This window comes from Paenibacillus cellulosilyticus, from assembly GCF_003182255.1.
GTDB lineage: Bacteria > Bacillota > Bacilli > Paenibacillales > Paenibacillaceae > Paenibacillus_T > Paenibacillus_T cellulosilyticus.
Genome location: NZ_QGTQ01000036.1, coordinates 1 through 25,306, shown reverse-complemented (window position 1 = coordinate 25,306; position 25,306 = coordinate 1). Strand labels below are relative to the sequence as shown.

General features: G+C 49.8%; 19 protein-coding genes, 15 tRNA genes and 1 rRNA gene. 13 read left to right on the top strand and 22 right to left on the bottom strand.

Annotated elements, in window-relative coordinates; translation table 11 throughout:
- Positions 1-323: 323 nt before the first annotated feature.
- A complete protein-coding gene (locus DFQ01_RS27335) occupies positions 324-1,223 on the bottom strand; it encodes a DMT family transporter (protein WP_110047106.1) in 900 nt (299 codons plus the stop codon).
- A gap of 273 nt (positions 1,224-1,496) precedes the next feature.
- On the opposite strand from DFQ01_RS27335, the gene DFQ01_RS27330 reads away from it, so the two are divergent.
- Positions 1,497-2,825 carry a hemolysin family protein gene (locus DFQ01_RS27330; RefSeq protein ID WP_110047105.1) on the top strand — a complete coding sequence of 443 codons (1,329 nt, stop codon included), beginning with the start codon at positions 1,497-1,499 and terminating at the stop codon, positions 2,823-2,825.
- A gap of 428 nt (positions 2,826-3,253) precedes the next feature.
- Here DFQ01_RS27330 and msrA read toward each other — a convergent pair whose 3' ends face one another.
- Positions 3,254-4,216 carry a peptide-methionine (S)-S-oxide reductase MsrA gene (gene msrA / locus DFQ01_RS27325; RefSeq protein ID WP_110047104.1) on the bottom strand — a complete coding sequence of 321 codons (963 nt, stop codon included), beginning with the start codon at positions 4,214-4,216 and terminating at the stop codon, positions 3,254-3,256.
- Between the two features lie 237 nt (positions 4,217-4,453).
- Between msrA and DFQ01_RS27320 the strand changes: the two genes are divergently transcribed.
- The 6 genes from DFQ01_RS27320 to DFQ01_RS27295 all read left to right on the top strand — a co-directional run bounded on the left by DFQ01_RS27320 (position 4,454) and on the right by DFQ01_RS27295 (position 10,887).
- On the top strand, positions 4,454-4,885 hold the full coding sequence (locus tag DFQ01_RS27320; protein WP_110047103.1) for a coiled-coil domain-containing protein: 432 nt from the start codon (positions 4,454-4,456) through the stop codon (positions 4,883-4,885).
- On the top strand, positions 4,882-5,952 hold the full coding sequence (locus DFQ01_RS27315) for a phosphodiester glycosidase family protein (protein WP_110047102.1): 1,071 nt from the start codon (positions 4,882-4,884) through the stop codon (positions 5,950-5,952). The genes DFQ01_RS27320 and DFQ01_RS27315 overlap by 4 nt, the downstream gene beginning before the upstream one ends.
- 151 nt (positions 5,953-6,103) lie before the next feature.
- Entirely contained in the window at positions 6,104-6,814 is a 711-nt protein-coding gene (locus DFQ01_RS27310; RefSeq protein WP_110047101.1) for a response regulator transcription factor, read from the top strand.
- A gap of 35 nt (positions 6,815-6,849) precedes the next feature.
- Entirely contained in the window at positions 6,850-8,016 is a 1,167-nt protein-coding gene (locus DFQ01_RS27305; RefSeq protein WP_110047100.1) for a sensor histidine kinase, read from the top strand.
- Between the two features lie 170 nt (positions 8,017-8,186).
- Positions 8,187-8,963, top strand: coding sequence for an ABC transporter ATP-binding protein (locus tag DFQ01_RS27300; RefSeq protein WP_110047099.1), 777 nt, complete (start codon positions 8,187-8,189; stop codon positions 8,961-8,963).
- Positions 8,938-10,887: an ABC transporter permease gene (locus tag DFQ01_RS27295; RefSeq protein WP_110047098.1), complete on the top strand. Its 1,950-nt coding sequence runs from the start codon at positions 8,938-8,940 to the stop codon at positions 10,885-10,887. Before DFQ01_RS27300 ends, DFQ01_RS27295 begins: the two co-directional genes overlap by 26 nt.
- A 96-nt stretch (positions 10,888-10,983) precedes the next feature.
- Here DFQ01_RS27295 and DFQ01_RS27290 read toward each other — a convergent pair whose 3' ends face one another.
- Positions 10,984-12,450, bottom strand: a complete 1,467-nt coding sequence (locus DFQ01_RS27290) for a DHA2 family efflux MFS transporter permease subunit (RefSeq protein ID WP_110047097.1) — start codon at positions 12,448-12,450, stop codon at positions 10,984-10,986.
- A 211-nt stretch (positions 12,451-12,661) separates the two neighbouring features.
- On the opposite strand from DFQ01_RS27290, the gene DFQ01_RS27285 reads away from it, so the two are divergent.
- The 3 genes from DFQ01_RS27285 (at position 12,662) to DFQ01_RS27275 (ending at position 14,406) form a co-directional block, all read left to right on the top strand.
- The gene (locus tag DFQ01_RS27285; protein ID WP_110047096.1) at positions 12,662-13,282 is read left to right on the top strand and encodes a TetR/AcrR family transcriptional regulator; all 621 of its coding nucleotides are present in this window, start codon (positions 12,662-12,664) and stop codon (positions 13,280-13,282) included.
- Between the two features lie 123 nt (positions 13,283-13,405).
- The gene (locus tag DFQ01_RS27280; RefSeq protein ID WP_110047095.1) at positions 13,406-14,008 is read left to right on the top strand and encodes a DJ-1/PfpI family protein; all 603 of its coding nucleotides are present in this window, start codon (positions 13,406-13,408) and stop codon (positions 14,006-14,008) included.
- Between the two features lie 146 nt (positions 14,009-14,154).
- Positions 14,155-14,406: a hypothetical protein gene (locus DFQ01_RS27275; RefSeq protein ID WP_110047094.1), complete on the top strand. Its 252-nt coding sequence runs from the start codon at positions 14,155-14,157 to the stop codon at positions 14,404-14,406.
- Here DFQ01_RS27275 and infC read toward each other — a convergent pair.
- From infC to DFQ01_RS27260, 3 genes are all read right to left on the bottom strand, one after another.
- Positions 14,390-14,887, bottom strand: coding sequence for a translation initiation factor IF-3 (infC, locus tag DFQ01_RS27270; RefSeq protein ID WP_110047093.1), 498 nt, complete (start codon positions 14,885-14,887; stop codon positions 14,390-14,392). The two genes, DFQ01_RS27275 and infC, sit on opposite strands and share 17 nt — an antisense overlap.
- 405 nt (positions 14,888-15,292) lie before the next feature.
- Complete coding sequence (locus DFQ01_RS27265; protein ID WP_110047092.1) at positions 15,293-16,264, bottom strand: alpha-E domain-containing protein; 972 nt, start codon at positions 16,262-16,264, stop codon at positions 15,293-15,295.
- A 28-nt stretch (positions 16,265-16,292) separates the two neighbouring features.
- On the bottom strand, positions 16,293-17,759 hold the full coding sequence (locus DFQ01_RS27260; protein ID WP_110047091.1) for a circularly permuted type 2 ATP-grasp protein: 1,467 nt from the start codon (positions 17,757-17,759) through the stop codon (positions 16,293-16,295).
- Between the two features lie 305 nt (positions 17,760-18,064).
- On the opposite strand from DFQ01_RS27260, the gene DFQ01_RS27255 reads away from it, so the two are divergent.
- The 3 genes from DFQ01_RS27255 to DFQ01_RS27245 are packed head-to-tail and all read left to right on the top strand — an operon-like array spanning position 18,065 to position 23,456.
- On the top strand, positions 18,065-20,806 hold the full coding sequence (locus DFQ01_RS27255; RefSeq protein WP_174812534.1) for a response regulator: 2,742 nt from the start codon (positions 18,065-18,067) through the stop codon (positions 20,804-20,806).
- A 15-nt stretch (positions 20,807-20,821) separates the two neighbouring features.
- Positions 20,822-21,691: a CheR family methyltransferase gene (locus DFQ01_RS27250; RefSeq protein WP_110047089.1), complete on the top strand. Its 870-nt coding sequence runs from the start codon at positions 20,822-20,824 to the stop codon at positions 21,689-21,691.
- A complete protein-coding gene (locus DFQ01_RS27245; RefSeq protein ID WP_110047088.1) occupies positions 21,663-23,456 on the top strand; it encodes a PAS domain S-box protein in 1,794 nt (597 codons plus the stop codon). Before DFQ01_RS27250 ends, DFQ01_RS27245 begins: the two co-directional genes overlap by 29 nt.
- Before the next feature lie 99 nt (positions 23,457-23,555).
- On the opposite strand, the gene DFQ01_RS27240 is transcribed toward DFQ01_RS27245, so the two are convergent.
- From DFQ01_RS27240 to DFQ01_RS27165, 16 genes are all read right to left on the bottom strand, one after another.
- Positions 23,556-23,632: transfer RNA gene (locus tag DFQ01_RS27240), tRNA-Pro, on the bottom strand.
- Between the two features lie 6 nt (positions 23,633-23,638).
- Positions 23,639-23,715, bottom strand: a tRNA-Arg gene (locus tag DFQ01_RS27235).
- 6 nt (positions 23,716-23,721) lie between these two features.
- Positions 23,722-23,796 (bottom strand) — tRNA-Gly (locus tag DFQ01_RS27230).
- 3 nt (positions 23,797-23,799) lie between these two features.
- A tRNA-Leu gene (locus DFQ01_RS27225) sits at positions 23,800-23,886 on the bottom strand.
- A gap of 11 nt (positions 23,887-23,897) precedes the next feature.
- Positions 23,898-23,983 (bottom strand) — tRNA-Leu (locus tag DFQ01_RS27220).
- A 15-nt stretch (positions 23,984-23,998) separates the two neighbouring features.
- Positions 23,999-24,071 (bottom strand) — tRNA-Lys (locus tag DFQ01_RS27215).
- Between the two features lie 9 nt (positions 24,072-24,080).
- Positions 24,081-24,155 (bottom strand) — tRNA-Gln (locus tag DFQ01_RS27210).
- Positions 24,156-24,164: 9 nt separating this feature from the next.
- Positions 24,165-24,240: transfer RNA gene (locus DFQ01_RS27205), tRNA-His, on the bottom strand.
- Positions 24,241-24,294: 54 nt separating this feature from the next.
- Positions 24,295-24,371 (bottom strand) — tRNA-Asp (locus DFQ01_RS27200).
- 37 nt (positions 24,372-24,408) lie between these two features.
- A tRNA-Met gene (locus tag DFQ01_RS27195) sits at positions 24,409-24,485 on the bottom strand.
- Between the two features lie 9 nt (positions 24,486-24,494).
- Positions 24,495-24,570 (bottom strand) — tRNA-Val (locus DFQ01_RS27190).
- Positions 24,571-24,573: 3 nt separating this feature from the next.
- A tRNA-Glu gene (locus tag DFQ01_RS27185) sits at positions 24,574-24,648 on the bottom strand.
- Between the two features lie 43 nt (positions 24,649-24,691).
- Positions 24,692-24,779, bottom strand: a tRNA-Ser gene (locus DFQ01_RS27180).
- Positions 24,780-24,784: 5 nt separating this feature from the next.
- Positions 24,785-24,860: transfer RNA gene (locus tag DFQ01_RS27175), tRNA-Asn, on the bottom strand.
- Between the two features lie 6 nt (positions 24,861-24,866).
- A tRNA-Ala gene (locus tag DFQ01_RS27170) sits at positions 24,867-24,942 on the bottom strand.
- A gap of 270 nt (positions 24,943-25,212) precedes the next feature.
- A 23S ribosomal RNA gene (locus DFQ01_RS27165) occupies positions 25,213-25,306 on the bottom strand; the annotation flags it as partial.

The following is a 25,306-nucleotide window of genomic DNA, read 5'->3' as shown; positions in this document are numbered from 1 at the left end:
TCGTATGAGTGCTTGATCTGTGCCCGTACCGCCTCCCCGGCTTAGTTTAACAATTATATTAAGTTGTTAACTAATTTGTTACATTGTTTATTTTACCACGTATGAGTGCGTTTTCAAGTACCTAAATAGCGAAAATAGAAAAATTAATTTATATATTTACGATGGAGTTAACTTTAATGTGAAACATGCCTCCGCAGTACCTTGTTTCACATTTATATAAACTAAAGAACGAATCCGCTCAATGCGCATAACAGCGCGCATGAGCGGATTCGTTCTTTGTATAATGAAGAATCTATTCTGTTAATATCGTATAGAGATTACTATTAGGAGCTCGAGTTCTTCCGATCGATCGATATCCAAACAAGTCCGGCAGCCATCAATACTCCGCCGCCCATCTGCCACAACGAGATCCCTTCGTCGAACATCAAGTACCCTGCGGCTACTGCTGTAGCTGGCACGACGTATCGGAAGAAGTTCGAACGTGCCGCGCCAACACGGAACATGGAAGCATTCCATACTATAAATGAAACAACGGTACATAACAGTACATTATAGAAGGTAACACTATATTCTCTGATCCCAAGTTCGCTCCATGCGACTTCCCCCCATGCTCCTATCGTTAATGGAAGCATGAACAACGCACCGAATGTAATGAACCAGGTACTTACACGCAAAGCTGAATAGGTACGCATAAGTGGCATACAAGATAGATTGAAGAGCGCTCCAATTAGACTAATGGAGAATGCCATCAGGTTGCCCTTCATGTTCTCCGACGATATACTAAAGCCTTCTGCACCACCAAGAATGACAAGGCTAACGCCTGCAATCGCGATGATTCCGCCAATCGCTAGCCTTTTCGTTAACGATTCCTTCGTAAAGAGCGGAGCGAACAGCGCCGCGAAGATTGGCCACGGAGCTACATTTAATAAGGAAGCATTGGCAAGCGTCGTATATTTAATTGAATACATCACCAGAATCTCAAGAAGCGTCACGCCGAACAATCCAATTAAAGCAAGCTGCAGCGCTGCTCGAATCGGTATGCCTACATTGCCTTCCTTCCAATATAATATGGCGAAGAAGAAGGGAACTGATAATCCGAATCGTAAGAATGCGAAAAGAATAGGATCGAATGACTCCATCGCAATACGCGAGAACCCAAAATTCGCCCCCCATATAGCGGCCACTACCGCCAGTCCAACATAAGCCCATCTTTTGTCCGCCATTGTTGAAGTCCCAGCCTGCTCTCTGTCCGTAAAATAGGTTGCTTTCGTGAACGATATTTAGACGCATATCCGAACCAATCATACGCTTGCGACATAGCGGCTGTAAAGCGGAGCTTTTCGCTAATAATTCGCTGATTGTTTCACTTTTCCTGACCAATTAACCGCATATCGACCTACACCCCCTCACAATCGCATTGTCCGAACTGCGCAATTTTTGCTATAGTATAATGAAAGATAATTATAAAAAACATAGAAGGATTGTGATGGAACCCAATGGGCAGTACAGGCTTAAATTTGTTGATGGTCGCTGTATTAATTGCATTGACCGCATTCTTCGTCGCTACCGAGTTCGCAATTATCAGAATTCGCACTAGCCGCGTCGATCAATTAGTACAAGAAGGCCGCAGCAATGCATTAGCCGTTCAACGCGTAACAAGCAACTTGGACGGATATCTTTCCGCCTGCCAGCTCGGTATTACGATTACAGCGCTCGGATTAGGTTGGCTCGGTGAACCAACAGTCGAGAAGCTGCTGTTACCGCTGTTTGATGCATGGAATTTGAATAGTGAAGCATCGCATCTTTTGTCATTCCTTATCGCGTTTGTGACGATTACGTTCTTCCACGTCGTCGTTGGTGAGCTAGCACCTAAGACATGGGCGATTCAAAAGGCGGAATTCATTAGCCTCGCGGTTGCTAAGCCGATTATCTGGTTCCACAAAGTGCTGTATCCTTTCATCTGGATGCTGAACGGTTCGGCGAACATGCTTATTCGTCTGTTCGGTTTGAAGCCTGCCAAAGAACACGAGGAAGCGCATAGCGAGGAAGAGATTCAGATCATTCTGGAGGACAGCTTCCAGAGCGGCAAAATCAACAACACGGAATATGGCTATGTTAGCCGTATATTCGCATTCGACGAAATGCTGGCCAAAGAAATTATGGTGCCACGTACCGATATGATCTGCTTGTTCACCAGCAAGTCAATCGATGACAATATGGCGGTCATCCGCCGCGAGCAGTACACCCGCTTCCCCGTTGCTTTTGATAGCAAAGACCAAATCGTCGGTATGATTAACACGAAGCAATTGTTCCTTCAGCAGCAGGAAGGCGAACCGATTAACTTCGAGAAGCTTATCCGCCCTGTCATGACAGTACCGGAAGTTATGCCCGTGAAGACGCTCCTTCGTAAAATGCAGCAAGAGCGCATGCACATCGCGATTCTGATGGATGAATACGGCGGTACGTCGGGTATGATAACGATTGAAGATATTCTTGAAATTATCGTTGGCGAAATTCGCGACGAATTCGATGCGGATGAACGCAGAGACATCGAGAAGCTTGCAGATAACTGCTACCTGCTCGACGGTAAAGTATCGCTCGATGAGCTGGGCCACCTGATTGGCGAAGATTTGAGCCATGATGAGGTCGACACGGTCGGCGGCTGGTTGTACAACGAAATTCAAGATCCGAAACCAAACAAACAGTTCGTCTATGAGAATTTGCGGTTCATTATCCGCGAGGTTGGAAAGCACCGCATTAAGAAAATCGAACTTATTATAGAAAATGAAGAAGAAGCGTTGATTGCAGAGCCAAGCGTCTGCTAATACGAACAAAGCCCCGATGCCAATATCCAATATGGCGCCGGGGCTTTCTCTTATGGTGCGAGGCTTTCCTATACCTACCGCTGGCACCTACTCTTCTGGGAGACTACAAGCAACGCATAAAGGATGCCACAGAGGCTATTGGGCTGCAGCAGGAGCCTTTTTCACAACTAACGGTTCCCCATGGAGGCTAATCGGGCTATTCCATCCTATTAAAGTAGATCACAAACCTAATAAGCCCTACCTCAACCGTTATCATTCGAGAAACCGAATTTTGAGGTTAGTAAGCACTGTAGCATCCGTTAGCATTCTAACGCGTGTCGTTGACACCCGCACCGCAACCCCCACCGATTTAATGCAAGGATAGAAATCTATCGATGAGCAAAAAAAGCTGTCCCATAAGTCATTCGGGACAGCTTTTTTAGGTGTTATTATGCAAACAACGATCGATACTCCCCGTATCCCTCTTTCTCCAGATCCTTCTCCGGGATAAACCGAAGCGCTGCCGAGTTAATGCAGTAACGCAGTCCGCCGCGGTCGCGTGGACCATCATCGAATACGTGGCCCAGATGCGAGTCCGCAACTTGGCTGCGCACTTCCGTACGCACCATGCCGTGCGACACGTCGAGTATCTCTTCAACAGCTGTAGCCTGAAGCGGCTTCGTGAAGCTAGGCCAGCCGCAGCCGGAGTCGAATTTGTCGAACGAGCTGAACAGCGGCTCGCCGGAGACGATGTCGACGTAGATACCCGCTTCCTTGTGATCCCAGAACTCGTTGCGGAACGGCGGCTCCGTCGCGTTGTTCTGCGTTACCTCATACTGCGCCGGCGTCAGCCGATTGCGCAGGCTCGCCTCATCCTCGCGATGCTTCCAATGCTGCGCGATGAACGCGTCGCGCCCTGAGCCTTTACGATACATTTTATATCGAAGCGGCTGTTTCTTATGATAATCTTGATGGTAGTCCTCCGCCTCATAGAACGGCGCCGCTGGCTCAATCGCCACGACGATCGGACGATCGAACCGGCTGCTCGCCTGAAGCTCCTGCTTCGAGCTTTCAGCCAATTGGCGCTGCGTTTCGTTATGATAGAAGATAGCGGGACGGTACGAGTCTCCGCGATCGTGGAACTGACCGCCGATGTCCGTTGGATCGATCTGACGCCAAAAAATGTCCAGCAGCTTCTCGTAGGGGAACAACTCGGGATCGAACGTAATCTGTACAGCCTCTGTATGTCCTGTACCGCCGCGGCATACTTCCTCATAGGTCGGATTAACCGTCGTTCCTCCCGTATAGCCCGAAATAACACTTATGATTCCCGGCATTTCCTCAAACGGCTTCACCATACACCAGAAGCATCCTCCTGCGAATGTCGCCTGTTCAATACGCTGTTCACTCATTATGCTGCAGCTCCTTCCTCTTTAAACATACCTGATTGTTTCGATTATACTGCAACGACGCGTCGTGAACAAATTGAGGCAAAAAGCCGTCGAACGCCCAATCCTATCACTTTTTTTGTTACAATATAACGACACTCGCAACTATTGCGAGAGGCTTATTCGTCTTATTAGAGAACGCACGCACGTCCGTTCACTTGCGAAATTGCCTAATATCTGTACAAGAGGTGAACGAAAGCAATGGAAACACCGATTCAAACCGTAGTACCAGCAGCGCGTTCCACGGGACGCGGCACGCAGCCTCGCAGTAATCGCGCCTTCATCGTCTTCCTTATTCTATGGGTGATGCTGATCGGAGCGGGCATTGCCGGAGCCAAGATGTATTCTGACCACCTGACCAGCACCATGACCGCCGATATTAATAAGCAAACGAACGATAAGCTGACAAGCATGCAGAAGCAGTATGACGAGCAGCTCCAGGCTGTCGAGACGAACTATAAGAATGAGATTGCCGCATTGCAAGGCAAAGTCGATGCCTTAAACGAGCTGCTGACGTTCACCAAGGACAATGCCAGCGAGAAGACCGACAACAGCAATAAGCTGTTCACGCAGCTTAGCGAAGTAAAGAAACAGCTCGATGAGCTGAAGAAAAACTTGGAGCTGCTCAAATGATTCGGCCCGTCAAAATACTGAACCGTTCGATGGTTCTTGCAAGCGCGCCTTTCCTTGGCATCATCATCTGGATGATATCCTACCAGGCTGCTATCATAATATCGGATCAGACGATGCCAGAGCCGACAGTCATCGAACAGGCGGCGTCAGGCGTCGAACAGACCGTTGCAGACCTTGATCTCGCAGCCGATTTGGCCCAAGCTACCCAAGCTTCCATCAAGAAGCAGGTAACGCTGTACAATAAGACAAACGCGGACATTGAATTGATTGCCGATACAGCATCAAGTCAGGTGAATCGCCCACGCATTATTTATGATCGTCGCATCACGAAGAAGCTGGGCTCCGCATCTGGCACCATACAATCCGATCAGCTGCGAGCGCAGCTGTTCTCTATCCAAGCACAGAACTTCAGCGGCTATGCATTGAAGGTAAAGCTCGGCAATAGTGACGCTATGAAAATGGTGCTCGGAAACGACAAATTCGGCTCCTCCGAGACGACGATGTCCGCTGTCAAACGTTATGGTGCAATCGCTGGCGTAAACGCCGGAGGTTTCGCTGACGGAAATGGCAAACGGTATCCGCTTAGCACCACCGTCCTGAACGGCGAATACTTAAACGGCTTCGAGCCTTCCTTCGCGGACCTGTTCTTCGTCGGACTGAGCGAAGACAACAAGCTGATTGGCGGCAGCTTCTCCAGCAAGGAACAGCTTGATAAGCTGAAGCCGCGATTCGGCGCTTCGTTCGTACCGATTCTACTGAAGAACGGCAGCGCGCTGCCGATTCCGACCAAATGGCAGGTGAGCCCGAAGCGTGCGCCGCGTACCGTCATTGCGAATTATAAGGACGATCAGCTCTTATTCCTAGTCATCGATGGATACAACGAGAGCGGCAGCTCCGGCGCTACTCTCGAAGAATTGCAAATTTTGCTCAAACGATTCGGCGCAAAGGATGCCTACAATCTCGATGGAGGCGGCTCCTCCTCACTCATTTTTAACGGACGTATCGTGAATAAGCCTTCGGACGGCCAGCTGCGATCGCTGCCGACGCACTTCCTATTCTTCAAATAATATCGTACATAGAGGCAGCTGCTTGAGTCGTCGAACTGACCTCCCTTGCGGCTGTTTCTGTTTGTTTCCTTTTGTTTCCCGCTCCGCCGATTTGCCAGCATTGCGTAATATGAGCTACCCTATAATCTGACAATAGGAAGGAGTCTCTCTTATGTACCGAATTATGATTATCGAAGACGATGACAAGATCGCTTCGATTCTTCAACAATATATCGAGCGATATGGCTACGAGGTTATCCGGGCAACGCGGTTCCGCGAGCTGAAGCAGGAATACATCGACGCCAACCCTCATCTGGTGCTGCTTGATATTAATCTGCCTCACTTCGATGGATTCTACTGGTGCCGTCAGATTCGAACCGTCTCCAATGTACCGATTATTTTCTTATCCGCCCGAGTCGGTGATATGGATCAGGTGATGGCCATCGAGAATGGCGGCGACGACTATATGACGAAGCCGTTCCATCTGGATGTGGTCATGGCCAAAATAAAAAGTGCGCTTCGCCGCGCCTACGGCGAGTACGCCGCACCCGCTCCTAGCAGCACGGACGTCCTTACAACGAGCGGCCTGACGCTGGACCGCGCCCGCAACATCGTCGAATGGAACGGCAGCCAAGCTGACCTTTCCCGCAACGAATGCCTGCTGCTCGCCTCGCTGCTCGCGAAGGCCGGACGAATCGTAAGCCGTGACGATCTGCTTGAAGCACTCTGGGACAATGTCGACTTCGTCGATGATAATACACTGAACGTCAATGTCACGCGCGTTCGTAAAAAGCTCGAAGAGCTTGGGCTGCCGAAGGTGATCGAGACCGTGCGGGGACAGGGTTACCGCTTGGACCTGTCACTGTTCGATTCGAGCCGCTGATCTTCAACTGAACAACCTGCAAGGAGTGAACCGGAATGGCCCGCTATCACGTACCGCCTAGGCAAGCAGCTTCTCCTCATAATCAACAAGTTGAGTCATCGACTAGACGAATCTATAGGATACGCTCGTTTGTGCTTGATCGACTTCCCTATATCATTGCCTTCTATATCGCCCTAATCTTCGCTATTCTCGTCATCTCCCTTGAACTGCACCGCGACAGCAGCATGCCGAACTTCAGCAATCTCTTATACATCATTGTTCTTGCTACCGCTGTAATCTTCGGCTGGCTAGCTTGGGACTATGCACGCCAACGCAGCTACTATCGGCAGGTCGCCGATATGCTTGCGGCTGACAAGCCAACCTCTCTGTCCATGGTGAGCGTACGCGATGGCGTCACGCGCGAACAGTTGGCAATGCAGCATCTGCTGGAGCAGCAGCATAAAGCATTCGCGGACGAGCTCGCCGATTATAGACGGCAGCGTGAGCAGCATTTGCATTTTACAAACCAATGGGTCCACCATATGAAGACGCCTGTATCCGTTATCGATCTGCTGCTGCAGCAGGAACAGGCATCGCAGCGTCAAGGCACCGATGAAGAGGAAGCCGAAGATTTGGCGTTTCGCAGCAGCGTGCGCGAAGAGCTTGAACGAATCTCTCGCGGACTCGAAATGATGCTGCATACCGCACGCCTCGACCATTTCAATATGGACGTTCGAATTGAACGCGTCTCCCTGCTGCCGCTCATTCGCGATATGATTAACAGCCATAAGAAAGCATGCATTCGAACATCGATTTTCCCTCGTGTGGATGGCAGTGATACGGTCGTTGAGACCGATGCGAAATGGCTGACGTTCATTCTAGGCCAATTCATGACGAATGCCATCAAATATTCCAAGAACAAGCCTGGCAGTAAGACGCTGCTGTTCAAGGTGACACCAGAATCCAATGGCGGCTGCTCCTTATCGGTCACTGACCAAGGAATCGGTATCGCTGAACATGATCTACCTCGTGTGTTTGACCCGTTCTTCACCGGCGAGAATGGCCGACTGATTGAAGAATCGACCGGGATGGGGTTGTATCTCGCACGAGAGGTATGCCGTCGTCTCGGCCATGATCTTGCGATCGAGTCGGAGCTGGGCGTTGGCACAACGATCACGATCTATTTTCACAATAGCGCGATCCATCAGGGACTCTTCTTGTAAGGGTCCTTTCCCTTCTGTAAGCTTCCGAGCATGAAGATTACAAACTTGTAAGGTTCGCATGGCGGATTGAAAGGTAAATCAATGGGGCCTCCCTCCTCCCTCGTTTATACTGTAAACATAGCTGCTGCAACGGCAACACATAATAGAGAGATCAAGTGGAGGGAATCATGATGAGCGTATTGAAAGCCCAAGGGCTGACGAAAGTATACGGTTCGAAAGGTAAAATGCTGTACCGAGCGTTGAACGATATTCATCTCGACATTCAGAAAGGCGAGTTCGTTGGCGTCATGGGTCCATCAGGCAGTGGCAAGACAACGCTGCTGAACATCCTAGCTACCATTGATAAGCCAACGTCCGGCAAGGTGGAAATCGGCGGCGTCGATCCAACGGTATTGAACGACAAGAAGCTGGCCCTGTTTCGCAGACGTGAGCTTGGCTTCATCTTCCAAGATTTCAACCTGCTCGACACCTTATCGATCCAGGAAAATATCATTCTCCCGCTCGTGCTTGATAACACGAACATTAAGGAGATGGAGAAACGGCTGCAGCAGAGCGCTGAACTGCTTGGCATAAGCGGCATTCTCGACAAGCGGACTTACGAGGTGTCCGGCGGTCAGAAGCAGCGGGCAGCGATTGCGCGCGCAATGATTCACCAGCCCGCCATTCTGCTGGCCGATGAGCTGACCGGTAACCTTGATTCGAAGGCAGCCAAGGACGTCATGGACTCTCTGCGGGACTTGAATGAGCAGATGGGCGCGACCATTATGATGGTTACGCATGATCCTTTTGCAGCGAGCTACTGCAAACGAATTGTGTTCATCAAGGACGGGGCGTTCTTCTCCGAAATCCGGCGAGGCACGAATCGGCAGGCGTTCTTCCAGCAAATTCTCGATTCGTTGAGCGTGTTGGGAGGGAATTTCGATGAACTTTCGACAGTTCGCAATTAAGAATGTCCGCGGCAACTGGCATCAATACATCGCTTATTTCCTAAGCAGCGTATTCTCGGTTATGATTTTCTTCATCTATGCCGCATTCATTTTTCACCCAGACGTCATGAACGGTCATATCTACGCAGCCAAAGGCGTACGTACCGGCATGATGTTCTGCGAGTATATTATCGTTATTTTCTCATTCTTCTTCATCCTGTACTCTATGTCGGCGTTTCTCAAATCACGCAAGAAGGAATTCGGCCTGCTTTCGTTGTTTGGGATGACGAAGGGTCAGATGCGCAGGATGGTGCTGTACGAAAGCATCGCGACATCACTGCTTGCGATTGGTGCAGGCATTGCGCTTGGCGCGTTATTCCTTAAGCTGTTCTTGATGGCGCTCTCTGAAATTCTTGCATTGGATCATCCGATCCGGTTCTTCATTCCAGGTAAAGCACTTCTTCTGACAGCGGCCGGCTTCTTCGTTCTGTTCTTGATCATTACGCTCTTTACGTTATTCCAAGTCGGAAGAAGCCAAATTATCGACTTGTTGAAAGCTTCCAAGAAGCCAAAATCGCCGCCTCTGGCATCCATGTGGCTCGTACTGCTGTCGGTACTCTGCTTAGGAGCAGGCTACTATATGGCGTACACAATGACTCTTTCGAACGCGATTCTTTATATGCTGCCAGTCGTCGGACTCGTCGTCGTCGGTACGTTCTTCTTGTTCACGCAGGCCAGCATCATCGTATTCCGCTTTCTGCAGCGCCGGAAAGGGATCTACTATAAACAAACGAATCTCATGACCATTGCCCAGCTCGTGTTCAAAATGAAGGACAATGCCCGCATCCTGTTCACGGTATCCGTCATGAGCGCTGTTATCCTTACCGCATCTGGAACGTTCTATGTATTCTTCCTCGCCTCGAAGGAACAGCAGATGGACTTGCTGCCGCAGTCGATCAGCTTCTATGAGAAAGGATTGAACACACATGCCGTTCTCGATCCGGACAAAGTACGAACCATACTCAAGGAGAACGACGTAGAGCTCGCTTATGAGGTGAAGCTAGTTGGTGCCGTAGCAGAGCTGCCCGTTGTCGGACGGAGCACCGACACAACAACCGCGTTGGTCGTATCGGAAAATGACTATAACGATTATGGCCAAAAGCTGCACCGCGGCCGGCCTATTCTAGCGGTTGAGCCAGGACATGCGGTATTCGTCATCCCTTACAGTGAAGTGAAGCAGCCTATGACGGAGATCGGCAAGCCGCTTCCTGTCCAAGTTGAAGGCGGTACGAAGGAATTGTCTCTAACTGTAAACAGCCAGGTCAGCGGAGGCGCAATTGCTTATCCGAGAAGTGATGCGACCGAGCTGCTTGTCGTCGATGATGCCCAATACCAACAAATCCTACAAGCTGTGCCTGACGACAAGAAGATGGTTGTTTATGGCTTCGAGATGAAGAACTGGGCAGCACAAGGCGACACAGCGGCTAAGATCGAAGCGCTCGTTCCCGAAGACATGAAGGACGCCTTCGATAATCGTGTTGCGATGTATTTGGCAACGAAGCAATCGATGGGGCTCACCTTATTCATCGGCTTGTTCATTAGTGTGCTATTCTTCATTGCCTCCGGCAGCATGATCTACTTCAAGCTGTTCACCGAGTTGGATGAGGACCGCGACCAATTCCGCTCACTCAACCGAATCGGGATGACGCTCGGCGAGATTCGAAGAACGGTTACGATGCAAATCGCGATTATTTTCTTCGTGCCTTGTGCAGTCGGCATCGTGCATACGATGTTCGCCATGAAGGCGCTTGGCAATCTGCTCTCGACGAGCGCAATGCAGTATTCGCTTGTCGTTGTCGGCATTTATATCATCATGCAGAGCCTTTACTTCTTCGCTGCGCGCCGATCGTATTTGAGCCGAATTATTAAGAGCTTTACGAGCTAAGCGGACCACACACAGCGTCATCTATCAACGAAACAAAACAAAGCCCCTGCGACGTCATGTCATGACGCAGGGGCTTTTGCTTTAAGCTAAAACATATTAATGGTTCATCATCATGACTGGCTTCTCCGCACCTTCGCCCGTCGCGCCTTCTTGCGGCTTAGGACGGCTTAACAGGAAGCCGATCAGAACGCCAGCAGCGCCAACCCAGATGAGAACCGCGAACGTATCGGAGAATGCATCTACAGGCATCGGATCGGTCATCGGGTTATACTGCGGGTTGTACTTAGGAACTTGATTCATCAGAATCGTCGTCAGAATCGCAATGGCGAACGACGTAACGACCTGCTGAAGCGCAGCAGTCAGCGACGTGACGCGGCCTACGAGGTGCGCCGGTGACGCTTGAATAATATGCGTATTCAATGGCATCATCGACAAGCCCATACCCGCTCCGAGCATGGCAAGTGGTGCAATGTATGCGTATTGGCTAGCGTCAGCCTCGATACCCGTAAGCAAGAAGGCTGATATCGCTACAATGAGCATACCGGCTACAACGAGCGGACGAGCGCCGACTTTATCGAACAGCTTACCGCCGAGCGGCATGAAGATCGTCGATGCGATTGCCATCGGCAGCATCAAGACACCAGTCTTCAGTGCGCCGTAGCCGTGAGATTGTTGAAGCAGCAGCGGAATGAGGAACATCGTACCGAACAATGCAACCTGCGCTACCCACTGAACAATAATCCCTTTGGAGAAGTTACCCGAACGGAAGACGCGAAGCTCAAGCAAAGGCTGTTTGCGGGAGAGCTCAACAATAATGAAGATGATGAGCGATACGCCACCAACGATAATGCCTGTGAGCGTCTTCGCCGAAGTCCAGGACGTACCGCCTTCGGAGAGACCGTAAGCGAGCGCTGCGAATGCAAGCGGGCCAAAGACCATACCAAGGAAATCAAGCGTAGGAACCTGCTGACGGCTAATTGCCGGCAGCGTCTTGAGGCCGATCAGAACCGCGATAACGCCGATCGGCAGGTTAATCAAGAAAATCCAGTGCCACGAAGCATCTTCAATCAGCCAGCCGCCAACGATTGGGCCGAGCGCTGGTGCAAGCAGCATCGGGATACCGATCATACCCATAACGGCACCGACTTTGCCTGGAGGCGCCAGACGATACGTGAATGCCATAGCGATCGGAGACACCATGCCGCCGCCGATGCCTTGAAGAATACGATAAGCGATAAGTTGATCAACCGAACCTGCTAATGCGCAGAGACCGGAACCAACCGTGAATAGAAAGATGGATATGAGGAAAATATTTTTTGCGCCAAAACGGTCCGACAACCAGCCGGCCAGCGGAATAACCGCAGCCTGTGCGAGCGAGTAACCCATGACCGTCCACTGTACCGTGCTAAGTGTTGATTCGAAATCCACCACTAGACCCGGCAGCGCGACGTTCATTGCGGTACCGTCGAGAATGACCATGAACATACCTACAATAATTGCAAGCAGCGGGGCGAGTATCGAGGTTATAGGCTGCTCTTCCTTGCTAAGTGTTGCACTTGCCATTGACTCCACTCCTTTTTCTCTACTTCTGTTCTGAAATTTGACCTTCTGACGACAATCGGGTTACAATAAAACCATTAAAACCTGACAGTTGGCAAGGAGCTTCAGAAGTATTACACAATGTTTAGCGGACAATTGTCCGTTAAACACTTCATTTGAATAATAGCGGACAATTGTCCGTTTGTCAATGTGACCCAAGGGAGGAGAATGAACGATGGTGACGCCTAAGCGAAAGGATGCTCAACAGCTGACAGAGCTGATTTTGGAAACGGCGCGCGATTTGTTCACCCAGTATGGTGTTGATACCGTCAGCATGCACCAGATTGCGAAGACAGCCGGCGTCGGTCAAGCGACCATGTATCGTCGCTACGCGCAGAAGGGCGATCTATGTCTGGAGCTTATTGACGATCAATTCAATCGACTTCGGATCGAAATCGAAGCGCAACTAGAACAGCTAGACGGTGCCCCTATACTGGAGCGATTAATTTCGGTATTCCGCCGAATCATCATGTTCACCCATCATGAGGCTTCGCTGCTCAAGGCGATTCACGTATCGCTTGTTCAATCACGCTGCCTGAATGCGGATGCGCAGCAGTTTTTCTGTTCGCAGCCTTATCTATATTTGCATGGTACACTCGCAGGCCTGCTGAAGGAAGCGTCCGATGCCGGTCAGACCGTATCCTTCGATCCTGCATTCACGGCTCATATCATGATCGCGGCGCTTGCACCGCATACGCTTCAACATCTAAGCGACCGATACGGATATACGACAGACGATATTATTGATCAACTCATTCGTACATTGATTCGGCCTTTGTTCATTTCACTTGACTAAGTTCGACATCGCTGAGAGCTGCAACAGGACCTTCGCCCTCCTCCTGCTGATTCATTGACGCTTCATTGGTATCAGCACGATAATGGAATAGGTGCAACCAACCATTCCCAGAGGAGTGATTCCATGTCGAGTAAAATCCTGATTCTGACAGGCGACGCTGCTGAAGTGCTCGAAGTGTACTATCCTTATTTCCGAGTTGCTGAAGAAGGTTATGAACCGGTCATCGCTGCTCCGCAGAAAAAGGTACTGAACACGGTTTGTCACGATTTCATTGAAGGCTGGGACACTTACACGGAGAAGCCTGCACATCGACTTGCAGCGGATATTGCATTCGCTGACGTTGATCCAACGGAATATGCGGGCATTATTATCCCAGGTGGCCGCGCACCTGAATTTATCCGCAACGATAAGGATTTGCCACGTATCGTTCGTCATTTTCTCGAAGAGGACAAGCCTGTGGGCGCGATTTGCCACGGTGCACAAGTGTTCCTCGCTCTGAATGACAACAGCTTCTTCCAAGGACGTACGATCTCCGCATACAACGCTTGCCGCCTCGAGGTTGAACGACTTGGTGCCATTTATCCAGAAGAGACGCTTCATGTAGACGGCAACATCGTCTCCGGCCATGCTTGGCCTGACCTGCCTGGCTTCATGCGCGAATTTCTGAAAGCGGTGCGCAGCAGCGCTTCCGACAGAACAGCAGAAGCATCCTCACCAGCGATTTAATCTGTTCATACATAAGAGCGCTGCTCGTAGGAGCAGCGCTCTTTATATTTCCATCAAAGTTTGTGCTTCTGTCATTTTCCTTCACATAGGACAACACCATGCAAGCATAAATCATAACGTTGTTCGATGTGAAGGAGGAATGCAGCTTGTCGCGGATTAGACGGGAAATCATCATCGTTGTTGTGCCGATTTCCACCATACGTGAATTCATTGCTGTCGATATTATTGGCAGCACGACCTTTTATTACCTACTAAAGCTCGCATTGAAGAAGCTCGTATTGGTCGAACCGATCGCTATTGCTGGCAGCATTGTACTGCCTCTCGTTTACAAAAAAATAGCCCATCGCAGCGCCGCTCCACGCAGCAGCGTGCCCCCTCGCATCAGCCTGCAGGGTTAACGCGAACCGCTGCCTGCTTTCCGCTGACTTGAATGCCCGTCGCCTTCGTACCGAATGGCTTCAGGTCAGTCAACAACCGCTCCAGCAGCTCCTTGGCCGGTACCTGCTCCTGCTTGCCCTGCAGCTTGACGACGAGCAGCACAGCATTGCCTCCCGTAAGCAGCTTCTCCGCCTGCCGACGCTTCGTATCGTAGTCATGCTCCTCAATATTCGCAGACAGCCGCAGCTCCTTCTCCTTCGCAGGCTGACCCTGCAGCCGTTCCTCGCGCTGCTGCTGCGACTGCTCCTTCTTCGCCTCTCCACGAGCGACCAGCTTGCATGGCGGCGGACTGCTCATCAGCGATGTGCAGACGAGATCGACTTTCAGACGCTTCGCCATCGCAAGCGCCTCATCGCGCGATACAACGCCAAGCGACTCTCCGTCCAGCCCTGTCAGGTCGAGCTCCTTCGCTTTTATTTTCTCATTCATAACTAAGCTCATCTTCCGTACCCCTCTCCTTTTGCCAACGAATAGCTAAGAAAAAACCGCTGCTCCGGCAGCGGTTGCAATTCGCATGATTTATTGATCAGGCTCGTCCCATTTGCGCGAGTATGCTTTCTTCGTAACCCACAAGGTGATCCACGTAATCGCAACCAGAATGACAGCCGCCGAAATCCATACGCCTGCTGGTACTCCCATGGTATCCCGCCCCCTCTCTCATCCTGCTGCATGACCTGGCAGCAACCTGTAACTCTAACGATCATACCGCATGCTTGCCTGTTAAGCAACGCTTCTGATCACAATGCGGAAAGCCCGCAGGCCTGCTCGCATCGCGAGTGACATACGGGCTTGTGAATTGTCGTACTGCTGACACGTCATTGTTGACACGAGACGCAGTCGATCTGTTTAGGCTCCAACGTGAATATTTTGAAAAAAGGCCGCCGATACCGCACCTCCGAGTTGGTTAGACAAGTACACGAGATGCCCCAACGCTGCGTCTTCCAGATGGATATGACCGCTGCGAATCGGTCCAACGACGGCTTTGATCGCATCAACCAAATCACTGACACGTTCATCCAATGTCACATGGTCACGATTAGGCAGTCCGATCTGATTAATGTGACTGACAAGCGTATCAAGCGAATATTGCACCGAATGCGGGAACGTGCTGTTCTGCAGCATGAAAGCGAGCGCATACTCGAACGTCATGTTTGCAGCATACAGCCTACGGAACGCTTCGAATCCGCCAACCGATTTCAGAAGCGCTGCCGTCCGATTGTAATGATCGGATTCCGATTCCGACTCTCTTACAATTTGCTTGTGCACCGTATTCACAATGCGCAGCGTATTATCTACCCGCTCCACGAATTTGCCTGTTTGAATGAAATCCCACTCCTGCTCGCGAACCATCGCGGCATCGACTGCACCGCTGAACAACGTTGCCCATTCCCGTATCCGCTGATAGAACAGATGAGGCGCCTGCAGCATTACCTGTGAGACATTCTGATCTTTGAGCCATAGATAAAATGAATTGATGACTTCCCATAGCTCACCGGGTACGAGCTGTCGAAGCGTGCGAATGTTGTTCCGCGCATGCTGCACACAATTGAAGATGGAGTTTACATTCGAGCGCTCGAAGGTTAGAAAATGCAGCACCGTCAGCTCGTTCGTGCCGGCATTAATGTTGGAGTACAACTCCTCAAACCTTGCGATGCTGCCCGTTGATTCGATCAGCCGCTCCCAAATATATTCACGCTCCTGCTGCCCATACAGCTCATGACGCATATGATAATTGATATCGATCAGCCTTGCATGATTTCCTGCCCGTTCTACATAACGCCCCGCCCAATATAACAATTCAGCAAATCGATTCATCATATCCCATCACCTCGCATTATTCAGTCTTCTACTGGAGAACCCAAGTGTCTTTCGTACCCCCGCCTTGCGAGGAATTGACGACGAGTGACCCTTCCTTCAATGCGACTCTGGTTAACCCGCCTGCCACCACATGGGTTTCTTCCCCCATAAAGACGAACGCTCGCAGGTCGATATGACGGGGAGCAACCTCCATTTTGTTCAACGAAGGGCTGCAAGACAGCTTCATCGTTGGCTGAGCGATATAACGCTCCGGATAACGGTTAATGTTATCTGCGAATGCTTCGAGCTCTTCTTCCGTTGCCGATGGTCCGATCAGCATGCCGTATCCGCCAGATAAGCAGCGCTCCTTCACGACCATCTCGGACAATCGACTCAATACATATTCACGCTCATGCGGCCGGTCTAGAATATAAGTGGGCACGTTGTTCAAAATCGGTTCTTCGCGTAAATAATACCGAATCATATCCGGCACATAAGCATAGATCGCCTTGTCATCAGCAATCCCAGTACCCGGTGCGTTCGCAAGCGCCACATTCCCCGCGCAGTACGCCTCCATCAGACCAGGAACACCTAGTACGGAGTCCGATCGGAATGCCTTCGGATCCAAATATTCATCATCAATACGGCGATATATAACATCAACCTGACGTAATACCTGCATGCTGTTCATATAAACCTTCTTGTCGATGACCGTCAAATCTCTGCCTTCCACAAGCTCGATTCCCATCTCCTGCGCAAGGAATGTGTGGTCATAGTAAGCCGAATTGTGAATGCCTGGCGTCAACAGAACGACTAACGGATCTGGATTATTGCCAGGCGCCAGCCCTCTCAAACTGCGAAGCATCGCATTCAGTCCTCTACTAATGCTGCGAACGCGATGCTCGAAGAATAGCTCGGGGAACAGATTCGTCATGAGCGCACGGTTCTGGTACACGTAGGACAAGCCTGATGGCGTTCTCAGGTTATCCTCCAGCACGTAATACTCCCCATTATCGCCACGAATAATATCGATGCCTGAGAGCGGGATATACGTATCATTCGGAACCTTCAGACCGATCATTGCGGGCAAATAATACGGGTTATCTATAACCAGCCCTCGCGGAACGAGACCGTCCTTAATCATATTCTGATCGTGATAAATATCGTATATAAAATGATTCAGCGCCTGTACCCGCTGTTTCAATCCTCGTTCAAGCAACTGCCATTCCTCGCCCGTAATGATTCGCGGAATCATATCGAACGGGATCGTACGCTCAAGGGATGATTCTTCGGGAGTTTCGCTATATAAAGTGAACGTAATGCCTTGTGTAATCATTTCAGATTCCATGACGGCATTGCGTGTCACCAGCTCGTCGATTCCCATCCTGGTTAGCACTTTCATCATCGTGCCATAAGGTGGCCGAACCTTACCATGCTGATCGAACATTTCATCATAGAATACAGAACTGCCATAATCGGCAAACAGGTGCTTGCGCTTCATCATCAGCATAGCCATGACGGTTACCCTCCCAATTTCGTTTCACTGGCCTTATCAAGCGTAATGTTTTATTACACTTGAATCATGTGTTAAGTATAGGATAGGCTGACTATAGGAGTATGTCGAAATGACCTATGGAGATTGTGACAATTTTGTGACAATTTCATTTCACTCATTCCATTCTCAAAGCCTCTCATGTTAGGTTAAATGACAAATTCATCCGTAAGAGGTAACATAGATTAAGATAAAATATCCCAGATGAATCTATTTCTGCATCTCATTCCTTCTATCTGACATTCGAATACGCTATGAGGAGGGCTCCAATGAAGTTAACAATTGGGACTAAGCTGCTCAGTACCTTTCTATTCGTAGCTGTCTTCGTGGCGTTTGCAGGCATCGTCTCCTTTTACTATATGAATAAAGTGAATACTTCCTACTCCGATCTGATTGAGCAGCAAGTATCAATTGTTACGACAACGAGAGATATTGAAGTGTTTGCGCTGCAGCAGACGAATGATCTGCGCGGCTATTTGCTGACGGACGATGCATCCTTCCTAAGCGGACTTCAAACGGCTAACAACAAGCTCAACTCACGGATTTCCGAGACCGATCCGCTCCTAACCGAGTTCGAGAGCAGACAATTAATGAATGAACTAAAGCAGTTGAATCTGCGATTTCAACAGCGATATGAACGGATGCTAAGCAGCTACAAGAAGGATCATGATAAAGCAGCGGCGCTCTCTCTGTTTAAGACAGAGGTGCTTCCTTTAGGCTTGCAGCTCGGACCTCTTGCTGCCTTGATCTCAGAACGCCAGCAACAGCTGCTTCATAATGGGGTCAAGCGCAATACGCAGAACGTCAATTGGGCAAATGACGCAATCCGTATTATGAGTCTCTTCGCATTTATATTAACGCTAATCATCGGATGGATGATTTCGCGGCATATTACAAGAAATTTAGCGCGTATTACGAGGTTTATCTCCAGCATAACCCCAGGTCTTGCGACTACTGGGCTTCCACGCATCGAGGTTCACACAAGCGATGAGGTAGGCGCCATTGCCCACTCATTCAACGATATGGCCTCGGCTCTCGATCATTACGCTGCACAGGAACGCGACAAAACATGGCTGGAAACAAACATTGCCAAGCTCGTTACGATGTACCAGGGTATTCATGATCTAGAGATGCTCGCACAGCGATTCATCACGGCGATTACACCGATGACCGGTGCCAGCTATGGCGTTTTCTATATTCGTCAGAACAACGGAGGCAGCCAAGCTGTTCATAAGCTTGCGGCGTATGCCTATAACGAGCGCAGCATCGGCGAAGCCAGCTTTCAGTTCGGCATCGGTCTTGTTGGACAGGCAGCCGCCGACAATCAAACGATTCTCTTAACGGACATTCCTGCTTCCTACATGACGATCACCTCCGGTACGGGAATGACCTCTCCTGGGAGTATTATCATTATTCCGGTTGAGTTTGATGGGCAAGTCGTTGCTGTTATCGAGCTAGCTTCACTAACTTCCTTCAGCCCGATCCAGCAAGCGCTGCTGCATGAAGTATTAGACCGCCTCGGTATTACGATCAACAGCATTGCTGGCCGGATGCAGATAGAGAAGCTGCTGCACGAATCGCAAACGTTGACGGAAGAGCTGCTTAGACAATCCGAGGAGCTTCAGCTTCAACAGGAGGCGCTGAAGGGCACGAATGAGAAGCTGGAGGAGCAAAATTTTAATTTAGAACAGAAAACAAAGGAATTAGAAGCCACCAAGCTCGAACTAGAAGAGAAGGCCGAGCAACTGGCACTCAGCTCTCAATACAAATCAGCGTTTCTAGCGAATATGTCACACGAGCTCCGCACTCCGCTTAATAGTCTGCTTATTCTATCCGACATTCTTGCCAGCAACACAGAAGGCAATCTGACACCGAATCAGAAGAAATACGCCAGCACGATCTATCATTCCGGCAACGATCTGCTCCGTCTTATTAACGATGTTCTCGACTTGTCTAAGGTAGAGTCCGGGACTATCCAGATTCACTATGACGAGGTTAAACTGCGTTCGATTTGCGAATATGCCGAGCAGCAGTTTATACCGGTAGCAAGGCAGAAGGGGCTTATGTTCACGACAGAGCTGGATGACTCACTCCCACCTATGCTGTACACCGACGAGCAGCGATTGCTGCAAATGTTAAGAAATTTACTCTCTAACGCTTTCAAATTCACATCACATGGACATGTAACGCTACGCATTCATTTGGCAGACAGCTTAATGCTGAGCCACCTGCGTGAAGCTGAGAACACGATACTGGATGAATCAGCGATTGCATTCTCCATCATTGATACTGGCATCGGCATTCCACGTGACAAGCACAACCTTATCTTCCAAGCATTCCAGCAGGCAGATGGCACGACCAGCCGCAAATATGGCGGAACCGGTCTAGGCCTATCGATTAGCAAGAATATGGCAAAGCTCCTGAATGGCTGCATTCTTTTAGACAGTGTAGAGGGGGTAGGTAGCACCTTCACCTTATTGCTGCCCGGCAAAGATAGTCTACCTCGTCTAGATGCACCACTTCTTATGGAAGAAGCTGCTGCTGCTGTCGATCCGATTGAGACAGAGACCGAATCCCAAGAAGAAGCCTCTTCCTCCTGTTCGGCAGCTGATCTTAAACCCATAGACCCGATGTTTACGGGCACAACCGCATTAATCGTCGATGACGATATGCGCAATATTTTCGCCATAACAACGGCTTTAGAAGGTAAAGGCATGACAGTCCTATTCGCAGAAAATGGTGTGGAGGGTCTAAGGACACTCCAGCAGCATACGGCTGCCATTGATCTCATCTTGATGGACATTATGCTGCCTGAGATGGATGGCTATGAGGCGATACGCAAGATCCGTCTAATGCCCGCATATCAATCGCTCCCGATTATCGCATTAACCGCTAAAGCGATGAAGGACGATCGGGACAAATGCATAGAGGCTGGCGCATCCGATTATATTAGCAAACCTGTTCATGTCGACCAGCTATGCTCGGTCATACAGGTTTGGTTGAACAAATAGGCGGGGGAACCGACAATGAGTCCGAATCTTTACTTTGATAAAATAACTTCCGCATACCGTGAAAATATTGAGCCGTTGGAGCAGCTCGAAATTGAACTGCTGCTTGAGGCGTTATATCGGTATTACGGATTTGACTTCCGGGACTATGTGCTTCCATCCATTCGTCGGCGGATCTGGCATCGTATTCACGCGGAGAAGCTGTCGACCATATCCGGTCTCCAGGAGAAGGTACTTCATGATCGAAATACAATGAAGCGGCTCATCGCCGATTTCTCGATTAATGTGACCGAGATGTTTCGTGACCCGAGCTTCTTCCGCGCGTTTCGAACGACGATCGTACCACTACTACAAGATTATGCTTGCATACGGATCTGGCATGCCGGTTGTTCGACAGGTGAAGAGGTTTATTCCATGGCTATTCTGATGCACGAAGAAGGTCTTCACCATAAGACGCGCTACTATGCGACAGATATGAATGCTGACGTAATCGAGGAGGCGAAGCGTCGTTCTTTTGCACTCGACAAGCTGCAGGCGTACAGCAACAACTATATGCAAGCAGGCGGCACCAAATCACTAAGCGATTACTACACCATCGACAATAATCAAGCATCCCTGCACCCTTATCTGGCCGACTCTATCGTCTTCGCTCAGCATAATCTGGCCGTTGATCAATCCTTCAACGAATTTCATGTCATCATCTGCCGTAATGTCATGATTTATTTCAACAGTGTGCTGCAGAATCGCGTACACACCCTATTCCACGAAAGCTTAAGCAGGTCTGGATTTCTTGGACTCGGTCATAAAGAGAGCATCGCCTATACGAGTCACAGCGCGTTATATAAGGAGATGGATGCCCATGAGAAGCTATATCGAAAAATTAAATAATAACGCACCTAACAATATCAACGTGCTCATTGTCGATGACAGGCAGGAGAACATCATCGCGTTGGAGGCACTACTCGATCATCCTCGGTACCAGCTCTATACAGCGAACTCCGGCCTGGAGGCACTTCGCCACGTGCTCTCCGTGAATTTCGCTGTCATTCTGCTTGACGTACAAATGCCAGGAATGAACGGCTTTGAGACGGCGAGGCTCATTAAGTCCAGGGAGAAATCGAAGCATGTCCCGATTTTGTTCGTAACGGCGATCAGTCAGGCTGCCGAGAACGTCAAGCAGGGCTACTCCGTTGGCGCGATCGACTACATCTTCAAGCCCTTCCATCCGGAAACGTTGAAAATGAAAATCGAAGCCATTGTCCGCATGCATCAATACCAGGAGCAAATCAAACTTCAGAACGAGCTGCTCCGAATCATTAACGACACTTCCATCGACTCCATTATTACGATGAATGAATCAGGCTTCATCATGAACATCAATCGTGCAGCTAAGCAAATGTTCGGCTATCAGCCAGAGCAGCTGATCGGCAGGCATGTGGAAGAGCTTGTCCCTTCTTTTTTAGCCTATATGGGGGATCAAGAGCATTTGCAGCGAATTATCGAAACTGCCGCAATCCGTCATGACGGCAGCCTGTTCCCCGCCGATATTCAGATCGGAAAAGCGAGTGTTGAAAGCGAACAAATCTACGTTTGCTCCATTCGTGATGTAACGGAAAGGAAACTGATGGAGGAAGAGCGATACCGGCGTATTTTCGATGCTGCGCCATCCTTAATCTCACTGCGATCGCTTAGCTCAAACACCTACTTGAATGTGAATGATAGCTTCTTAGAGGCTACAGGATACGGGATAGATGAAGTAATGAATCAATCTGGGGACATATTACAATATATTGTGGATGAAGATTACAAGCTAACTGGTGTGGAAAACCTCACCGGGGATAGAACACCGCTTCGCAACATTCGCATTAGCTTCATGACCAAATCTGGCGAGCTGCGTGCAGGCCTAATGTCTACCGAGCATATTCATATGCACAACGAACATTGCTTGCTCACGATCATCACGGATATAACGGAACGTCTGCACCTTGAACAAGAGATGGTGAGACTCGATCGGCTTAATCTAACCGGCAAGATGGCCGCTGGTATCGTCCATGAAATTCGTAACCCCATGACAACCGTTAGAGGCTACCTACAGCTATCCAAGAACTATTCTGAAGAGTACACAACGATCATGATCGAGGAGCTGGACCGTGCACACAGCCTCGTATCCGAGTTTCTATCTGTTGCAAATAGCAATACAACAAATCGCAAGCTGCAGCCGCTCAACAGCATCATTGAGGCACTCTTTCCGCTCATCCAATCCAAAGCCTTATGCACGAACAACGCCCTTCATCTCGACCTTGCGCCATGCCCGTCCTTATACCTCGATGAGAAGGAGATCCGGCAGCTGCTGCTTAACTTATCCACAAATGGCTTTGATGCTATGAACGAAGGGGGCACACTAACGATCCGCACGTTCACCCTCAATGACGAGGTTGTATTAGAAGTTATCGACCAAGGCCCCGGCATAAAGGACGAGCTGCTAGATAAACTTGGCACACCTTTCTTTAGCACCAAAATCAACGGCACTGGCCTCGGCTTATCGGTATGTTATGGCGTGGCAGCGCGTCATGACGCCAAAATCAACGTTCGCTCCAGTGACAAAGGAACGATATTCGCTATTCATTTCAAACAACGTTCCCTGATAGTGTAACGAGATAATCTTCCTGAGCAAGGAACAAAACAAAAGCCTTTCGCACTAAGCGAAAGGCTTTTGTTTATTATGTAACGGATAAATCCGTTTGTGTTCAACTGGTCGGGATGACACGATTTGAACATGCGACCCCCTGGTCCCAAACCAGGTGCTCTACCAAGCTGAGCTACATCCCGTAATAATGGCGTGCCCTAAGAGATTCGAACTCCTGACCTTTTGATTCGTAGTCAAACGCTCTATCCAGCTGAGCTAAGGGCACGTATTATGGAGCGGAAGACGGGAATCGAACCCGCGACCCTCGCCTTGGCAAGGCGATGCTCTACCGCTGAGCCACTTCCGCAAATGGTGCGGTCAAGAGGACTTGAACCTCCACGGTTGTTACACCACTAGAACCTGAATCTAGCGCGTCTGCCAATTCCGCCATGACCGCGTATTAAATTATGGTGCGGTTGAGAGGACTCGAACCTCCACGAGCGTACGCCCACTACCCCCTCAAGATAGCGTGTCTGCCATTCCACCACAACCGCATATGAAACTAAAAGTGAGCCATGTAGGACTCGAACCTACGACACCCTGATTAAAAGTCAGGTGCTCTACCAACTGAGCTAATGGCTCTTAATAAAATGGCTGGGGATCAAGGATTCGAACCTTGGCATGACGGAGTCAAAGTCCGTTGCCTTACCGCTTGGCTAATCCCCAATGTTACAATGGGGCGATCGAGGGGAATTGAACCCCCGAGTGTCGGAATCACAATCCGATGCGTTAACCACTTCGCCACGACCGCCATATTCAATGTACAACCTGTTGATGGCAATCTAAGCCGGTTAAAGGATTATAATGGCGGAGCCGACGGGATTCGAACCCGCGGTCTCCTGCGTGACAGGCAGGCATGTTAGGCCTCTACACCACGGCTCCACATTATAAGTTCGGATGCTTACCCTCAGGTAATCATTGGTTGCGGGGGCAGGATTTGAACCTGCGGCCTTCGGGTTATGAGCCCGACGAGCTACCGAGCTGCTCCACCCCGCGATAGTATTATGGTGGAGGCTGACGGGATCGAACCGCCGACCCTCTGCTTGTAAGGCAGATGCTCTCCCAGCTGAGCTAAGCCTCCATCTGGTGACCCGTAGGGGATTCGAACCCCTGTTACCTCCGTGAAAGGGAGGTGTCTTAACCCCTTGACCAACGGGCCTTACGGTATTACTTGTTCAAACTTTAAGGTGAAAAGTTTAGAACGGAGAAGGAGGGATTCGAACCCTCGCACCACTTACGCAGTCTAACCCCTTAGCAGAGGGTCCCCTTGAGCCACTTGGGTACTTCTCCATGAATGGCTCCCCGAACAGGACTCGAACCTGTGACAACTCGATTAACAGTCGAGTGCTCTACCAACTGAGCTATCAGGGAATAAAATGGTGGAGCCAAGCGGGATCGAACCGCTGACCTCCTGCTTGCAAGGCAGGCGCTCTCCCAGCTGAGCTATGGCCCCAAGAACGACTGATGATCACGAAGCAAACTCAGGAGGTTTACTCGACTTCGAATCTTGATCCAGCCTTCGGCCTCCGTTGCTCATGTAGGTTAGCCTACACTCCGCTACTTGTCCTCAGTCTAAATCAACCTTCTCGGTGCTGATCAGTCTCTTTTGGTCGCTAGAACAATTTGTTCTATAAACCCGTGAAGGTTACACCTTCAAAACTGGATGCGAATGTTGAATCCTTAGCTTTAGCATTTGCTTTACCTTCACTTGTGTAAAGGATTTTAGGATAAGCCCTCGACCTATTAGTACTCGTCAGCTGCACGCATTGCTGCGCTTCCACCCCGAGCCTATCAACCTGGTCGTCTTCCAGGGGTCT

What these genes read in the sequence shown, in the direction of transcription:
- DFQ01_RS27335 (WP_110047106.1), bottom strand. Translation starts at nt 1,223, where the DNA reads ATGGCGGACAAAAGATGGGCTTATGTTGGACTGGCGGTAGTGGCCGCT.
- DFQ01_RS27330 (WP_110047105.1), top strand. Translation starts at nt 1,497, where the DNA reads ATGGGCAGTACAGGCTTAAATTTGTTGATGGTCGCTGTATTAATTGCA.
- msrA (WP_110047104.1), bottom strand. Translation starts at nt 4,216, where the DNA reads ATGAGTGAACAGCGTATTGAACAGGCGACATTCGCAGGAGGATGCTTC.
- DFQ01_RS27320 (WP_110047103.1), top strand. Translation starts at nt 4,454, where the DNA reads ATGGAAACACCGATTCAAACCGTAGTACCAGCAGCGCGTTCCACGGGA.
- DFQ01_RS27315 (WP_110047102.1), top strand. Translation starts at nt 4,882, where the DNA reads ATGATTCGGCCCGTCAAAATACTGAACCGTTCGATGGTTCTTGCAAGC.
- DFQ01_RS27310 (WP_110047101.1), top strand. Translation starts at nt 6,104, where the DNA reads ATGTACCGAATTATGATTATCGAAGACGATGACAAGATCGCTTCGATT.
- DFQ01_RS27305 (WP_110047100.1), top strand. Translation starts at nt 6,850, where the DNA reads ATGGCCCGCTATCACGTACCGCCTAGGCAAGCAGCTTCTCCTCATAAT.
- DFQ01_RS27300 (WP_110047099.1), top strand. Translation starts at nt 8,187, where the DNA reads ATGAGCGTATTGAAAGCCCAAGGGCTGACGAAAGTATACGGTTCGAAA.
- DFQ01_RS27295 (WP_110047098.1), top strand. Translation starts at nt 8,938, where the DNA reads ATGAACTTTCGACAGTTCGCAATTAAGAATGTCCGCGGCAACTGGCAT.
- DFQ01_RS27290 (WP_110047097.1), bottom strand. Translation starts at nt 12,450, where the DNA reads ATGGCAAGTGCAACACTTAGCAAGGAAGAGCAGCCTATAACCTCGATA.
- DFQ01_RS27285 (WP_110047096.1), top strand. Translation starts at nt 12,662, where the DNA reads ATGGTGACGCCTAAGCGAAAGGATGCTCAACAGCTGACAGAGCTGATT.
- DFQ01_RS27280 (WP_110047095.1), top strand. Translation starts at nt 13,406, where the DNA reads ATGTCGAGTAAAATCCTGATTCTGACAGGCGACGCTGCTGAAGTGCTC.
- infC (WP_110047093.1), bottom strand. Translation starts at nt 14,887, where the DNA reads ATGAGCTTAGTTATGAATGAGAAAATAAAAGCGAAGGAGCTCGACCTG.
- DFQ01_RS27265 (WP_110047092.1), bottom strand. Translation starts at nt 16,264, where the DNA reads ATGATGAATCGATTTGCTGAATTGTTATATTGGGCGGGGCGTTATGTA.
- DFQ01_RS27260 (WP_110047091.1), bottom strand. Translation starts at nt 17,759, where the DNA reads ATGGCTATGCTGATGATGAAGCGCAAGCACCTGTTTGCCGATTATGGC.
- DFQ01_RS27255 (WP_174812534.1), top strand. Translation starts at nt 18,065, where the DNA reads ATGAAGTTAACAATTGGGACTAAGCTGCTCAGTACCTTTCTATTCGTA.
- DFQ01_RS27250 (WP_110047089.1), top strand. Translation starts at nt 20,822, where the DNA reads ATGAGTCCGAATCTTTACTTTGATAAAATAACTTCCGCATACCGTGAA.
- DFQ01_RS27245 (WP_110047088.1), top strand. Translation starts at nt 21,663, where the DNA reads ATGAGAAGCTATATCGAAAAATTAAATAATAACGCACCTAACAATATC.